The 14,201-nt window shown below is 68.8% G+C and carries 15 protein-coding genes; 5 read left to right on the plus strand and 10 right to left on the minus strand.

The genetic code is table 11. The features are described from left to right. Positions 1-142: 142 nt before the first annotated feature. The 6 genes from ASD47_RS05745 to ASD47_RS05770 form a co-directional block, all read right to left on the minus strand. Positions 143-481 (minus strand): hypothetical protein, encoded by a 339-nt coding sequence (locus ASD47_RS05745; RefSeq protein WP_056752900.1) that lies wholly within the window; start codon positions 479-481, stop codon positions 143-145. Between the two features lie 97 nt (positions 482-578). Further along, positions 579-848: a DUF2312 domain-containing protein gene (locus ASD47_RS05750; RefSeq protein WP_018112952.1), complete on the minus strand. Its 270-nt coding sequence runs from the start codon at positions 846-848 to the stop codon at positions 579-581. Between the two features lie 94 nt (positions 849-942). Beyond that, a complete protein-coding gene (locus ASD47_RS05755; RefSeq protein ID WP_056752903.1) occupies positions 943-1,812 on the minus strand; it encodes an NAD(P)-dependent oxidoreductase in 870 nt (289 codons plus the stop codon). Between the two features lie 141 nt (positions 1,813-1,953). Continuing rightward, positions 1,954-2,571: an HAD-IA family hydrolase gene (locus ASD47_RS05760; protein ID WP_056752905.1), complete on the minus strand. Its 618-nt coding sequence runs from the start codon at positions 2,569-2,571 to the stop codon at positions 1,954-1,956. Next, positions 2,571-2,696, minus strand: a complete 126-nt coding sequence (ykgO, locus tag ASD47_RS05765; RefSeq protein WP_018061125.1) for a type B 50S ribosomal protein L36 — start codon at positions 2,694-2,696, stop codon at positions 2,571-2,573. The genes ASD47_RS05760 and ykgO overlap by 1 nt, the downstream gene beginning before the upstream one ends. A gap of 162 nt (positions 2,697-2,858) precedes the next feature. Then, complete coding sequence (locus tag ASD47_RS05770) at positions 2,859-3,254, minus strand: hypothetical protein (RefSeq protein WP_056752907.1); 396 nt, start codon at positions 3,252-3,254, stop codon at positions 2,859-2,861. Positions 3,255-3,405: 151 nt separating this feature from the next. Between ASD47_RS05770 and ASD47_RS05775 the strand changes: the two genes are divergently transcribed. After that, positions 3,406-4,695 carry a lytic murein transglycosylase gene (locus ASD47_RS05775; RefSeq protein ID WP_056752911.1) on the plus strand — a complete coding sequence of 430 codons (1,290 nt, stop codon included), beginning with the start codon at positions 3,406-3,408 and terminating at the stop codon, positions 4,693-4,695. Here ASD47_RS05775 and ASD47_RS05780 read toward each other — a convergent pair. Continuing rightward, positions 4,692-5,129: a hypothetical protein gene (locus ASD47_RS05780; protein ID WP_056752914.1), complete on the minus strand. Its 438-nt coding sequence runs from the start codon at positions 5,127-5,129 to the stop codon at positions 4,692-4,694. The two genes, ASD47_RS05775 and ASD47_RS05780, sit on opposite strands and share 4 nt — an antisense overlap. A gap of 85 nt (positions 5,130-5,214) precedes the next feature. Continuing rightward, a complete protein-coding gene (locus tag ASD47_RS05785; protein WP_056752917.1) occupies positions 5,215-6,543 on the minus strand; it encodes an MFS transporter in 1,329 nt (442 codons plus the stop codon). A gap of 163 nt (positions 6,544-6,706) precedes the next feature. Here ASD47_RS05785 and motA point away from each other — a divergent pair, with 163 nt between their 5' ends. The 3 genes from motA (at position 6,707) to mnmD (ending at position 9,903) form a co-directional block, all read left to right on the plus strand. Beyond that, positions 6,707-7,576 carry a flagellar motor stator protein MotA gene (gene motA / locus ASD47_RS05790; RefSeq protein ID WP_056752920.1) on the plus strand — a complete coding sequence of 290 codons (870 nt, stop codon included), beginning with the start codon at positions 6,707-6,709 and terminating at the stop codon, positions 7,574-7,576. A gap of 135 nt (positions 7,577-7,711) precedes the next feature. Further along, positions 7,712-8,032 (plus strand): hypothetical protein, encoded by a 321-nt coding sequence (locus ASD47_RS05795; RefSeq protein WP_056752922.1) that lies wholly within the window; start codon positions 7,712-7,714, stop codon positions 8,030-8,032. An 86-nt stretch (positions 8,033-8,118) separates the two neighbouring features. Continuing rightward, entirely contained in the window at positions 8,119-9,903 is a 1,785-nt protein-coding gene (gene mnmD / locus ASD47_RS05800; RefSeq protein ID WP_056752925.1) for a tRNA (5-methylaminomethyl-2-thiouridine)(34)-methyltransferase MnmD, read from the plus strand. 268 nt (positions 9,904-10,171) lie between these two features. On the opposite strand, the gene ASD47_RS28020 is transcribed toward mnmD, so the two are convergent. After that, positions 10,172-11,386 carry an OmpA family protein gene (locus tag ASD47_RS28020; protein WP_056752932.1) on the minus strand — a complete coding sequence of 405 codons (1,215 nt, stop codon included), beginning with the start codon at positions 11,384-11,386 and terminating at the stop codon, positions 10,172-10,174. Between the two features lie 468 nt (positions 11,387-11,854). Here ASD47_RS28020 and ASD47_RS05815 point away from each other — a divergent pair, with 468 nt between their 5' ends. Further along, positions 11,855-12,478, plus strand: a complete 624-nt coding sequence (locus tag ASD47_RS05815) for a class I SAM-dependent methyltransferase (RefSeq protein WP_235525771.1) — start codon at positions 11,855-11,857, stop codon at positions 12,476-12,478. A 324-nt stretch (positions 12,479-12,802) separates the two neighbouring features. Here ASD47_RS05815 and ASD47_RS05820 read toward each other — a convergent pair whose 3' ends face one another. Then, the gene (locus tag ASD47_RS05820; protein ID WP_056752936.1) at positions 12,803-14,059 is read right to left on the minus strand and encodes a tyrosine-type recombinase/integrase; all 1,257 of its coding nucleotides are present in this window, start codon (positions 14,057-14,059) and stop codon (positions 12,803-12,805) included. Positions 14,060-14,201 lie beyond the last annotated feature (142 nt).

The raw sequence follows: 14,201 nt of genomic DNA on the forward strand, positions 1-14,201 counted from the left end.
CGTCGCCGTCATGCGAAAACTCGTCGAAGCCGCAAACCTCGTCCTCAAGCGACAGCAGCCCTGGGTTCGCCACGCCTGATCAACATGGTTGCTCACCCGACCTCGCTCCGCGAGGCCCCCCTCTCCCGCAAAGGGAGAGGGATCATTCGTCGCCTTCCACCGCCTCGACCTTCACCCGTCCGCGCCGCCCGAAGCCCTTGCCGCGGGACATCGGCTTGCGCTCGCCCTTGGCCTTGGCGGCGATCTCCTTGAGCTTGATGGTCTGGTTGACCGACATGGCCTGGCCGGCGCCGCCCTTTTCGGGATCGCCGAACGCGCGGCCGTAGGTCTCGATGCGCTGGGCGACCGAGCCCAGGAACTCGCCTTCCCATTCTGACAACTGGATCCCGGCCTTGTCGGCCGTGCGCTGGGCGCGCTTGAGCGCGTTGAGAGCGGCCTTGCGGGCCTGGGCTCTGGGATCGGGCGGCTTCTTGGCGCGCATGGCCGCAGACTAGCGGGCGTCGGCGGCGGGACGCACGCGGAAAAACGGCAGGTTTAACGATCGGGGACGCTCGCATGCGAGCGTCCCCAGCCGGTCATCAGATCTCGCCGATGGCCGACAGGTACAGGTCCAGGATCGCATCCTCTTCCTGGCGCTTGGCGCGGTCGGTCTTGCGCAGGCGGACCACCTTGCGCAGGATCTTGACGTCGAAGCCGTTGCCCTTGGCCTCGGCGTAGACTTCCTTGATCTGCTCGGCGATCTCGGTCTTCTCGACTTCCAGGCGCTCGACCCGGTCGATGATGCTCTTCAGCTGGCCCTGGGCGGTGGAGTTGAGCACATCGGCGTGCGGGGCGGCGTCGTCGGCCATGGCAGAGGTCTCGCGAAAAGGCGGGGAAACGGAAGGCGCGGAACCTAATGGCAACGGGCCGCCAGTGGAAGGCCGATTCCCCGCTCTTTTTTCTTCAGCGTCCTTCCACGCGTCCGCGCGAGACTTCAGCCAGGCCGGCCAGGTCGGGCGTTTCGCCCTCGCCCGCCAGCAGCGCCTCGAGCCCGCTCTCGACCAGGTCGGCCAGCGGCAGGGCCAGGCCCTTCTCGTCGCCAGCGGCTTGGGCCAGGCGCACGTCCTTCAGCGCCAGGTCAGCGGCGAAGCCGGGCGGGTGGTAGCGGCCCTCGGCGATCATGGCGCCATAGATCTTGTAGACCGGGGCGGCGAAGATCGTGCTGGTCAGCACGTCCAGCAGATCACCGGCCGGCACGCCATGGGCCGCGCCCAGGGCCGTGGCCTCGCCCATGGCCTCGACGGCGGCGACGATCATCAGGTTGCCGGCGATCTTGACGGCGTTGGCGCGGACGGGATCCTCGCCCATCGGCCAGACCTTGGCGGCCAGGGCCTCCAGCGCGGGCATGGCCGCGGCGACGGCGTCGGGCGTGCCGGCCGCCAGCACGTTCAGCCCGCCCGCCCGCGCCACCGGCGGCCGGCCGAACACCGGCGCGGCCACATAGCCCAGGCCCAGCGCGGCGTGGCGGTCGGCCAGCTCGCGCGCGAAGGCGGTCGAGATAGTGGCGAGATTGACGTGGACTAGGCCTTGCCGGGCCCTCGGCAGGGCTTCCAGCAGGACATCGCGGATCGCCTGGTCATGGGCCAGGATCGACAGGACGATGTCGGCCTGCAAGGCGTCATCAATGGCGGCGGCGACCTTGGCGCCCCGGGCCGCCAGTTCGGCGGCGGGGCCCGGCGAGCGGTTCCACACCGTCACGGCATGACCCTTCTCCAGCAGGGTCTCGACCATGGCCTTGCCCATGGCCCCCAGGCCGATGAAACCGATATGCATGGGGCGACTCCAAAAAGGCTCTGCGCGAAGCCGACGCTCCGCTTCATCCTGAGCTTGTCGAAGGACGAGGCGGACGCACCGCGCCAGGCGCCCTCGTCCTTCGACAAGCTCAGGATGAGGGCTACTTAGGCGCCGGCGCGCCTAGAGCAAGCCGTGGCGCTCGACCACCCGCCGCAGAGCCGCCGGATCCGTGAAGTGGTAAGTGTGAAACCCGAGGGCGTCGGCGGCGGCGATATTGGCGGCGCTGTCGTCGACGAACAGCAGGTCGGCCGCTTCCAGGCCCGTGCGTTCCAGTACGATCTCGTAGATCCGCGCCTCGGGCTTGATCACCCGTTCATGGCCCGAGACCACCGTGTCGCGGAAATGCCGGAAGGCTGGGCTCATGGCCCGCACGCCGTCCCAGGTCTCGTGGGACATGTTGGTCAGGCCGAACTGCGGGACGCCGCGCGCGGCCAGGTCCTCGATGATGGATTCGGTCTCGGAGATCGTTCCGGAGAACATTTCGTCCCAGCGGTCCCACCAGGCGGCCAGATGCTCGGCGTGGTGCGGATACTGGGCGCTGCGGGCGGCGATGTTGTCGGCGAAGGTCACGCCGCGGTCCGTCGCCGCGTGCCAGTCCAGGGTCCCGACATGCGAAAGGAACCGGTCGAGATCGGCCGGTTCCTTGAAGATCTTCGCGTAGAGCGTGCGCGGATTCCAGCGCACGATGACGTTGCCGACGTCCCAGAGCAGCGCCCTGGGAGGCCGTGCGGGCGTCATTAGCCTTGCTTGGCTTTGAAGCGCGGGTCGGTCTTGTTGATGATGTAGATGACGCCCTTGCGGCGGACCATCTTGCAGTCGCGGTGACGCGACTTCAGCGACTTCAGCGAGCTACGAACCTTCATGACCGTCTCTATACTCAGCGGAGAGGTTCGCGGCCGCCATGAGGGCGAAAGGAACATCCGGGATGTTTTCGGAGGCGTGCGTATAAGCAGGACAGGCGCGGGAGTCAATGCGGAGCGCGCGCCAAGCCGCACCGATCGCCGATTGACGGGCCGCCCCGGAGGTCACCTGCAGGTCAGGGTCAGCCGGTAGCTGTTCAGCGCGGTGTTCAAGGCCAGGGTCTCGCGCTTCATCGGATACACCTTGCCGTCGACCCTGACGTTCTGGTCCCCCGCCCAGCGGGTTTTACCGCCGTCCATGCTCTCGGCGTAATAGTATAGCACCGGACTGCTCATGCCGGCGACATGCTGCTTGGTGTCGCCGCCGTTCAGGCCGATCTCCGACAGGGTGGTCCAGTTTCGACGGACATCCTGGTAGCGGGCGACGAAGATGATCGACTTGCCGCACCGGTTTTGCACCGTCAGGCCGGGAATCACCGTCAGGCTTGCGCCGGCCGCGCCCGGGACCAGCAAGCTCAACGCGATCGCGATCTTCACGGCGGTTCTGGCGGCGATGGGCATGGGTTTCCTGCCGATCAAAATTCCCTTATCGAGAGAATTTAACAGATACTCGCGCTAAGCGATATGCATTTCGGACCGCCCGGGCGCAACCTTAACCGCTCTGTCGCCCTTGTGATTGCAGCCCCGTCACGAACCCCGGTAGCCTGCCCTCATGGATAGACGCGTTTTCCTCGTTCTGCTGCTGGCCGGTTGCGCCGACACCTCGACCAATGCGCCGCTGGCCCCGTCGGTCGCCCCGCCCCCGCCGCCGCGCGTGCCGCCCCCCGCCCCCGCCGCCCCCAGCGCCGACCCGGCCGCCTCCGGCCAGGCCGTGGGCTTCGACGCCTGGCTGGCCGCCTTCAAGCAGAAGGCCTTGGCCGCCGGCCTGCCCCAGCAACTTCTGGATCGCGAGCTGGACGGGGTGACGCCCGATCCCAAGGTGATCTCGCTGGACGGCCGGCAGCCGGAGTTCTCCAAGCCGGTCGGCGACTACATCAAGGGCGTGATCAGCGACGACCGGGTGGCGGTCGGCCGCGACAAGCGCCAGAGCCTGACCTTCCTGCCGGCCATCGAGGCCCGCTACGGCGTGCCGCGCGACATCCTGCTGGCCGTCTGGGCCATGGAATCGGCGTTCGGCAAGATCCAGGGCAATTTCGACGTCGTGCGCTCGATGGCCAGCTTGGCCGCCGACGGCCGGCGCCGGACCTGGGCCGAGGGCGAACTGATCGCCGCCCTGAAGATCATCGCCTCGGGCGAGGACACCCGCGCCCAGCTCAAGGGCTCGTGGGCCGGGGCCATGGGCCAGACCCAGTTCTTGCCGTCCAACTACCTGTCGACCGCCGTCGACTTCGACGGTGACGGCCGGCGCGACATCTGGGGCAGCGACAGCGACAGCCTGGCCTCGGCCGCCAACCTGCTGAAGAAGGGCGGCTGGAAGCCCGGCGTAGGCTGGGCCAAGGAAGTAATCCTGCCGGCCGGCTTCGACTACGGCCTGGCCGAGGGGCCGCGCGAGGTTCCGTCGTGGTGGGAGGCCAAGGGCGTCAAGCGGGCCGACGGCCTGCCCTGGACGGCGGCCGACGCCGCCTCACCCGCCGGCCTGATCCTGCCCGCCGGTTGGTCGGGACCCGCCTTCCTGGCCCTGCCCAACCACTTCGCGATCCGCACCTACAACAACTCCACGTCCTACGCTCTGGGCATCGGCCTGCTGGCCGACCGGTTCGCCGGAGGCGGGCCGCTGGTCGCCGCCTGGCCGGTCGAGACGCCGCTGAGCCTGGCCGACCGCATGGCCGCCCAGATCGCTCTTGGTCGTTTGGGCTTTGACCCTGGCCCGGCCGACGGCGTGGTCGGGGCCGGCACCCGCAAGGCCCTACGCGCCTGGCAGGCCGACCGCAAGCTGCCCGCCGACGGCTACCTGTCGTCCGACATGGTCGCCCGGCTGAAGGCCCAGGCCGGGATCAGCTAGCGGACGGTGATGTCCACCGCGATCCGGCGGACCGCGCCGTCGGGACTGGAGCCCTGCAGCACCATCCTGTCGTGACCGGTATAGCCCGCGGCGGCGGTGTAGAAGGCCTGGTGGCCCGGCACCTTGCGGTCGTTGCAGGCCGAGCGCGGATTGGCCGGCGGGAAGGCCGCGTAATAGGGTTCGTCCTTGACCACCGCCGCGCCATGGGCCGGCTGTTCCAGGATGGTCAGGGTGGCGTCTGGCGTCTGGGCCGAGCAGTCGGGGTTAATGGCGGCGTTGGCCCAGACCCGGACCGGCGTGCTGCCGACCACGGCCTTGTCCACGTGCAACCTTTGATAACCGGAAGCCGGCAGATGCGGCTGGGCTGATGCGCCGGCGGCGACGGCGACGGCCAAGCCCGCCGTGCAGGCCAGGATGAATAGCTTGGAACCCACGGTCGATCTCCCTGAAGCGACACCTCGCGGAGGCTGCGCGCCGTTCGTTGCGCGACTGTTTCAGGCTTGGAACAGGCGGAGATGCTCAGTGCGGCCCCGTGGCGTCGATCGAACTGGCGTCCACCACCTGCGCCTCGTCACGGGCTTCGCGGGGAGCCGAGGCGTCGCCGACCCGGCGCATGACGGGATCGATCAGGGCGTAGGCTACCAGGCCGGCCAGCAAAGCCATGTTCATCAGATAGGGCGACGGATGGGCCCACTTGTAGAGCGCCACGCCCAGCACCGGGGCGATGATCACCGAGGCGCCGTTGATGGCGCTGATCGCCCCGGCCACCGCCCCCTGCTCCTCGTGTCCCACCGACAGCGAGGCGCCGGCCGTGAAGCCGGGCCGGGCGAAGCCGTAGCCCAGGCTGCACAGGGCGAAGCCGACCACCAGGGTATGGTAGTCGGGCGAGAAGGCGACGATCAGGTTGCCCAGGGCCGCGCAGCCCGCGCCCAGCCACAGCAATTGGCGCGGCGCCAGCCGCAACATGCGGATCAGGCCCCATTGGGCCAGCAGGCTGGCCACGGCGCCGGCCATCATCGCCACCCCGGCGAAGGCCGCCGCCTTGGCCGGGGTAATGTTCAGCTTGTCGATGACCATGAAGCCCAGGGTCTGCTGGTTCACCGTCTGGGCGCTGGCCAGCAGGAAGCCGTAGAGGACGAAGGGCATGATCCGCCGGTCGTTCCAGCGCACCCGGGCCCGGGGCTTGGCCGACACGCCGGCCTCGCGGTCGGGGATCTCCTCGGGACGCTCGGGCAGGCCGCGCAGCACCAGGACCAGCACCACGCCGGCGATCAGCGCGAACGAGAACATCGGTCCCGACAGGGCCAGCAGCGGGAAGACCAGGAACGGCGCGACGGCGGGCCCCAGGATCGTGCCCAGGCCGCTGGCCGAGGCCATGGTGGCCAGGGCGTTGGTGCGGTCGGCCGGCGCCGTGCGGTCGGCGACATAGGCCTGGGCCGCGGGGTTGGAGGCGCTGCCGACCAGGCCGAAGATCCCCCGCGACAGGGCCGCCCCGGCGAACACCGCCAGCGGCGCCATCAGGCCCTTCAGTCCCATCAGGATGAAGAAGCCGAAGCCTAGCATCGACACCGCGAAGCCCGCCATGCCCAGGATCACCATCGGCTTGCGGCCGCGCTTGTCGGACATCCGCGCCCAGACCGGCGACATCACGCCCCACAGCAAGGCCGACAGCGAGAAGATCGAGCTGATCAGTACGTCGGGAATGCCCACCTGGCGGCCGATGGCCGGCAGCACCGTCTGCAGGGCGGTGTTGCCGGCGGCGCTGGACAGCAGAACGGCGAACAAGATGGCGAAGGCCCGGCCCTTGGCCTTGTCGTCCAGGCGGACATCCGGGCTGGCGGCGCTCATGCTTCCCCTCCGACGCGCGTGGCTGGTTGGTCCGGCCTATGGCGTCAAACACCTGTTAGGCGGGTGCGGCGAATGGCGCAACAGCGCCGCAAACCCCCGCTCACCTTGGATTAAGCATTAACGGCGATGATCACGGCGCAAGTTACCCGGGGCCTTCCACGTCATGTTCCAGATCATCGGCATTGTCCTGCTGTTCGGCCTCGTGTTCGGCAGCTTCATCATGTCGGGTGGCAAGATGGACGTGATCATCGAAGCCGCGCCGCACGAGTTGATGTGCATTCTGGGCGCGGGCATCGCCTCGTTCCTGATCTCGAACTCGATGACCGTCATCAAGGCCACCGGCGGCGGCTTCGGCAAGATCTTCAAGGGTCCCAAGTGGAAGACCTCGGACTATCGCGACCTGTTGAGCCTGCTGTTCCTGCTGACCAAGACGATGAAGTCCAAGGGCGTCATCGCCCTGGAAAGCCACATCGAAAAGCCCAACGACAGCTCGATCTTCCAGCGCTATCCGAAGATCACCAAGGACCACTTCGCCGTCGACTTCATCTGCGACACCCTGCGGATGATGACCATGAACCTGGAAGATCCCCACCAGGTCGAGGATGCGATGGAGAAGCAGCTGGAAAAGCACCATCACGAGGGCCTGGCCCCGGCCCACGCCCTGCAGAGCCTGGCCGACGCCCTGCCCGCCCTGGGCATCGTCGCCGCCGTGCTGGGCGTCATCAAGACCATGGGTTCGATCACCGAGCCGCCGGCCGTGCTGGGCGCGATGATCGGCGGCGCCCTGGTGGGCACCTTCCTCGGCGTGTTCCTGGCCTATGGCCTGGTCGCCCCGTTCGCCACCCGCCTGACCGCCGTGGTCGACGAGGAAGGCGCGTTCTACAAGATCATCCAGTCGGTCCTGGTCGCCCACCTGCACGGCAACGCCGCCCAGATCAGCGTCGAGATCGGCCGCGGCAACGTGCCGAGCGAGGCCCAGCCCAGCTTCCTGGAGCTGGAAGAAGCCCTGCAGGCGATCCCGAACGAGGCCTGACGCGCCCGATCACGGGACGATCACGGATCCGTGAACAATTGTCTTGCCCCTGCCATGGAACTGATGTTCTGTGACCGGGCGACACGGCCCAGCCGGGCCGTCGTCGCCAGACAAGCAGTCGCAAGGGAAGTCCCTATGACCACCAAGATTCTCCGCTCGATCCTGATCGCCGGCATGGCCGTCTCGGCCCTGTCGCTGGCCGCGTGCGGCAAGAAGGCCGACGAGTCGGCCGACGCCTCGACGAAGGCCGCTCAGGACGCCGCCGCTTCGGCCAGCACGGCCACGGACGCGGCTTCGAACGCCGCCGTCGCCGCCGCCGACGCCAACAAGGCGGCCGCCGACGCCGCCGCCGCGCCGGCCGCCCAGGACGCGACGACCGCCGCCGAAGCGCCCGGCACGGCCCCCGCTCCGGCCGCCACGACGCCCGAAAAGAAGGCCGAGCCGGCCGCTCACTAGAAGCCGGTTCGCCTCACCGCGATCGGAAGGGCCGTCCGCGAGGGCGGCCCTTCTTTTATGGGCGCTCGCGGCCCTATAAGCGGCGGATGAGCGATCCCGCCGCCCCTTCTCCCGCCTCGCCCCTCGTCTGGCGCGACGACGGCCTGCCGCAGTCGGCGCTTTATGGCGACGTCTACTTCTCCAGCGCCGACGGCCTGGCCGAGACCCGCGCGGTGTTCCTGGCCGGTTGTGATCTCCCTGCCGCCTGGCGGGGCCGCGACCGCTTCGTGGTCGGCGAGCTGGGGTTCGGCACGGGCCTGAACATCGCCGCCCTGCTGGACCTGTGGCGGCGCGAACGGGCGGAAGGCCAGCGCCTGCACGTCTTTTCGATCGAGGCCCACCCGATCACCCGCGACGAGGCGGCTCGGGCCCTGGCGGTCTGGCCCGAGCTGGGCGAGGCGGCCGGCGTGCTGCTCGACCATTGGCCGGGCCGGGCGCGCGGCTTTCACCGCGTCGACCTGCCCGGCTTCGACGCCACCCTCGACCTGGCGGTGATGGACGTCGAGGAGGCCCTGGCCGCCTGGGACGGCGCGGCCGACGCCTGGTTCCTGGACGGTTTCTCGCCGGCCTTGAACCCGGCCATGTGGCGCGAAGAGGTCCTGGCCGCCGTGGCCGCCCGCAGCGCCCCGGGTGCTCGCGCCGCCACCTTCACCGTCGCCGGCGCCGTGCGGCGCGGCCTGGCCGCCGCCGGCTTCCAGGTCGACAAGCGCCCGGGATTTGGCCGGAAGAAGGAGCGGCTGGAGGCGGTGACGCCCGGCCAGCCGCGCGTCGCGCCGCGTCCACGCCGCCTGGCGGTGATCGGCGGCGGGATCGCGGGCGCCGCGATGGCCCGCGCCGCACGGGCCGAAGGCCTGGAGGTCACGGTGTTCGACGACGGCGAGGCGCCCGCCTCGGGCAACCCCGCCGCCCTGGTCACCCCGGCTCTAGACGCGGGCGGCGGTCCGCGCGCCGCCTTGGCCGCCCAAGCCTTCGCCCGCGCCGTCACCGTCTATGCCAGCCTGCCCGAGGCGGTGATCGCGCGCGGCGTGCTGAAGCTGGCGGTCGCCCTGCGCGACCCCGAACGCCACGCCGCCGTCGCGGTCCAAGACCTGTTCGAGCCGGGCGTCATGGTCCTGCGCGACGCGGACGATGTCGCCGCCCAGCTGGGCGAACCCGTCGCCGCCGGCGTCCTGGACATGGCCGACGCCCTGGTGGTGGAACCCGCCCGCGTGATCCAGGCCTGGCGGGGTCCGGCCACCCCCGCGCGGGTCGCCCGGGTGGCGCGCGAGGATGAGGTCTGGCGGCTGTACGGTCCGGACGACCGCCTGCTGGCCGAGGCGGACGCCGTGGTGCTGGCCGGCGGCGCGGGCCAGGCCCGGCTGTGGCCCGCCGCCCCGATCCGCCCCGTGCGCGGCCAGGCGACCTGGACCGATCAACCCGCCCCTTCCGCCGCCGCCTTCGGGGCCTATGCGGTTCCCACCCGCGACGGCGTGCTGTTCGGGGCCACCCACGATCGCGGCGACCTCGGGACCGACGTCCGCGAGGCGGACGACCGCCGCAACCTGCAGGCCCTGGCCAAGGGGCTCCCCGGCCTGGCCGCCCGCTTGTCCGACGCGCCGCTGCGGGGCCGCGCCGCCGTGCGCGCCACGACGGCCGACCACCTGCCGCTGGCCGGCGCGGTCCCGGACGCACCCGACGGCCTGTTCGTCCTGGGCGGCCTGGGCGGGCGCGGTTTCTGCCTGGCGCCCCTTTTGGCCGAACACTTGGCGGCGCGGATCCTCGACGTCCCGTCCCCCCTGCCGAACGCCCTTTCGGACCTGCTGGAGCCCGCGCGATTTTCATCGCGCGCCTAAACCTGGAGCGGTATGATCAGGCCCACGGGAGAAGGCCGGCGCGCCTCGCCGGTGGACGTTCGCCACGAGAGCCGACGCCGCAGAATGTCGGCCTGACCGGGGCCCGACGCCCTCTCGGGCTTCCGGATGATGGCGCTCCCGATACCGTCGGGGGCGTCTTTCTTTTTGAGGGTGATCGCCCCGCGCCGCCCCCATTGCACCTGGAGCGGAATGGACAAAGGGCCCGGCGTCGCCGCCGGGCCCTCCATCTTCGTCGTGATCGCGATCTTTAGAAGTTGATCGAGATCGTGGAACGGCGGTTCAGCGGTTCCTTCACGCCATCGCCGGTGGCGACGGCCGGTTCGCTTTCGCCCTTCCAGTCCACCGCCAGGGTGGTGGCTTGGACGCCGGCGCCGACCAGAGCGTCGGCCACGGCCTTGGCGCGGCGCTCGGAGAGCTTGGCGTTGTACTTCGGAGAGCCCGAGGTGTCGGTGTGGCCGACCACGGTGATCTTCGTCGCATTGCCGCCCTTGGCGTAGTCAGCCGCTTGCGAGACCACGGACTGGGCTTCCGGCGTCAGCACGTACTGATCGAACGGGAAGTAGACCACGAACTCACGCGCCTCGTAGGCCGGAGCCGCTGGCGGCGGGGGCGGCGGGGGCGGGGGTTCCGGCGGCGGGGGCGGCGGAGGCGGCGGGGGCGGAGGCGGCGGCGGGGGCGGCGGCGAGCCGAAGGTGTAGCGAACGCCCAGCGTCAGCGAGGTGTCCTTGTACTTGCCTTCGTAGGTGCCGACGTCGGTCACCGCGCCGAAGTGACCCGGGCCGCCGACATTGGTCGTCACCGAACCCCACTGCAGGTCGTCGGTCTGCAGATAGCGGCCGGTTAGGTCCAGCGACCAGTTCGGCGCGAAGTCCCAGGCGATGCCCAGGATGCCCTGATAGGCCAGGGCTTGGTCGACGTCGTCGAAGCTGGTGTTCTGGAACTGGGCGGCGCCGGCCGGAACGCCCGACAGCTGGCCGTAGACCTTGTTGTGGACCCAGGCCGTACCGACGCCGGCGCCGATGAACGGACGCCAGCTGGAATCGGGCATGAAGTCATAGATGACGTTGGCCATCAGGGTCGTGGCCTTCAGGTCGCCGTTCGGCTTGCCGCAGGCCGGGGCCGCGGCGGTGCGCTCGACGCCGGCGGTGCAGAGGCCGATCGGCTGGGGATCAGCAGCCGAACCACGGACGCTTTCGATGTCGCCCGAGCGATAGCCGTATTCAGCCTCGACACGCCAGTTCGGGGTCAGCTTGTAGCCGAGACGGCCAAAAGCGGCCCAGTCGTCCTTGGCGGAGAACGTCCAGTCCGAAGCCCCTGTGGACGACGAAGCCTTGACGCCGTCGGTCGTATGGTACCCGACGTCGCCGGCGACGTACCATCCGCTCAATGCGCTTTGGGCGGAGGCGCCTGACGCGGCGCAGAGCGCAAGCGTCGCGACACCAGCCAGCAACCGGATTTTCATGGTGTAACCCTCTACGTGAATGTCTTGAGGTCGGTCTGGGAGCGACCTCAGCACGACAAACGCGCCAGTCGTAAAATCAGGTGTGGCCAAGGCGCCACATTTCGACCATTTCGTCGGAAAAACGACGCAACGGCCAGGAACCGGAGAACCGAATCTTTGGCGCACCCCATCGAGACGTTGCGTCGTGAGGCGCCAGCATGGCCGTCAGGCGGACGCCCCGGCGACAGCCGCCAGACTCGGCCGTTGGGCTTAGGTCGGGGCCCCCAAGAGGGCCTTCGCTCAAACCCGTTCAACGCCGCCGCCTCAACCTTGTCGCGATCCCATTACAACGACTATCGTTGATGCTCGTCGGTTTACGTGATTGCATTACGACGACGAGGAGCTGTGGGTTTAGTCGGGGGCATGGCAATTTTCGACAGTGTGTCGGCGTTCGCGCGGCTGCGGCGAACGAGAAGGCATTTGCTTCCCTTGCTGAAGGCCGTCAAACCCGGCGGCCGCGCCCTCCGCGTACTGGACGTCGGAGGAACAGCGAATTTTTGGCGTCCCATCATTCCGTCGCTCGACGGGCTGGACGTCAGAATCACCGTTCTCAACCTGGAGGCCCGGTGCTTGGGCTCCGACGACGAGATTTTCACCTATGTCGTCGGAAACGCATGCGCGCTGGACTACGCCGACAACTATTTTGACGTCGTCGTCTCGAACTCGGTGATCGAGCACGTGGAAGATCCCACCGGCCACGTCAGCTGGCGGGCCCAGCGCAAATACGCCGCCGAGGTCCGCCGCGTCGGCAAAAGCTTCTACGTTCAGGCCCCCTACTTCTGGTTCCCGATGGAACCTCACTACCGCCGCCCCTTCTTTCACTGGCTGCCGTTGCCGCTCCAGGCCTGGATGCTGATGAACTTCAACCTGCGTGGCGGGCGGAAGTCGGGCTCGCTTCACGACGCTTACGAGCGCCTCGACGAGCACCCACGGCTTCCAACCTTCGGCGACATGAAGTTGCTGTTCCCGGACGCCCGCATCGAGCGCGAGAGATTCGCCCTGCTGACCAAGTCCCTGACCGCGATCCGCTTGGACGACGGATTGCGGACATAAGGCGTCCGACCTCGATATCGCGCGGCGCGTTCGGTCGTCCTTTCGGTGGCGACTTTCCGGGTGATCGACGAAGGCCGGACCAGGCTGACCCAGGTCACGGAAGGCCGCCGCGGAGCCGCAGCGTGCTGAACCGACCCGGGGTTCTGAATTCAAGGGAAGAAAAGGAATGGTGGACGCGACAGGGATTGAACCTGTGACCCCTACGATGTCAACGTAGTGCTCTTCGCGCAAACCCTTGCTGTTGCAGGGATCAGCGTTCGTTGGTTCCCTGTTTTGTTCACGGCTTTTCGTGGCCATTCTGGGAAATTACTGGGAACCAGGCGATCAGCTGAGGGCCTTCCGAGCCCGCGCGTTGTGGCTCGGCCGATGATGGCCGTAGTTGTCCTCGAGCGTCTTCATGGTCATGCCGGTGAAGCCGGCGGCCTCCCAGGCCGGGCAGTCGGCTTCCATCAACCAGGTGCAGCAGGTGTGTCGCAGCCAGTGCGGCGTGATGTCGGCAGATAGGCCGGCGTCGGCGACGATCGCCTCGAAGCCCGTCCGGACGCTGTCGATCGGCGCGCCGCCGTGGTGCAGGACCGTGTTGGCCATCTCCAGGTTCTCCTCCTCGAGGAGCTTGGCGGCCTTCCTGTCGTCGAGCATCTTCCATCGGCGCATGTGCGCCAGCAGGCGGCCGGTGATCTTCACGACTGGCCGGCGCTTGGTCTTGTGATCTTTCTCCCGCTTTCCGCGGCGCCAGATCATGCCGGCGTCGAGATCGATCCACGCCTGCACCGGCGATTCCGCCCAAAGCAGCTTCATGGTCACGGTCGGCCTGCTGCCGGAATAGACGCCCATCACCACGAACCGGCGAAGATGGGCGCGGTTGGCCCGCACGCTGCCGCCCAGATATCGCCAGGCGCGCTTGCCGGCGGCGTCGAGCTCGAGGCGATAGCCGCGCGCGGCCATCAGCAGGGCCGCGACCTGATCGCGCGTCAGGGCGTCGCGCGGGCTTTCGGGCTTATCGGGGAGCCAGACCTTGGGTCGGTTGCTGAGCGGATATTCGCCGTTCCAATAGTGGATGGCGGCCGACAGGTCCTCCAGCTCGCGCCGGGCCCCCTGGTCGCTGACGCGTTTGTCCAGCGCCTCGCCGTACTTGGCCTGCTTGAGCGGCTGGGTGATGCGTTCGGCGACGTAGGCCTGGCAGGTCGACCGCCGGACGTCGGCCAAGGTGTCGGCGCCGAAGAACTTCATCAATGCCTGTACGCGGACGTTTGTGGCCTTGGGGTCGGCGAGCTTGGGCGCCTTCTCGGTGAGATAGAGGGCCAGGACCTCGGCGATCAGGACCTTAGCTGGATCACCTCGGCGCTGGCGATCATCGACAGCTTCTTCTTCCTGGGCCCGAACCGCCGACTTTTGGAGGATGTAGGCGGCGAGCTGCGCTTCGGCCCCATCAGGGCCAGCGAGGCCATCTGGACCGCAGCCTGTGCTGATCTCAACCTGTCCGTCTCGAATGTAATAGATGTCGGGGATCGGCTTGCCGGTGCGGGCGTGGATCCGGCCGGCGCGGAGGTGGAGGCGGGGGCCTTTCGAACGTCGGGACATGCTCTTGCGGGCTCGGGTTGGAAGAGCGCGCGGACGCTCGCGGGAGTGATCCACAATAGCCCTCGGACTCGGGCGGGGGTCAATCGGCCCTTCGCGATCTCGGTGCGCAGCGACGACACGGTGACCGGCCCGGCCGGCCAGA

Source organism: Caulobacter sp. Root1472, assembly GCF_001426985.1.
Lineage (GTDB): Bacteria > Pseudomonadota > Alphaproteobacteria > Caulobacterales > Caulobacteraceae > Caulobacter > Caulobacter rhizosphaerae.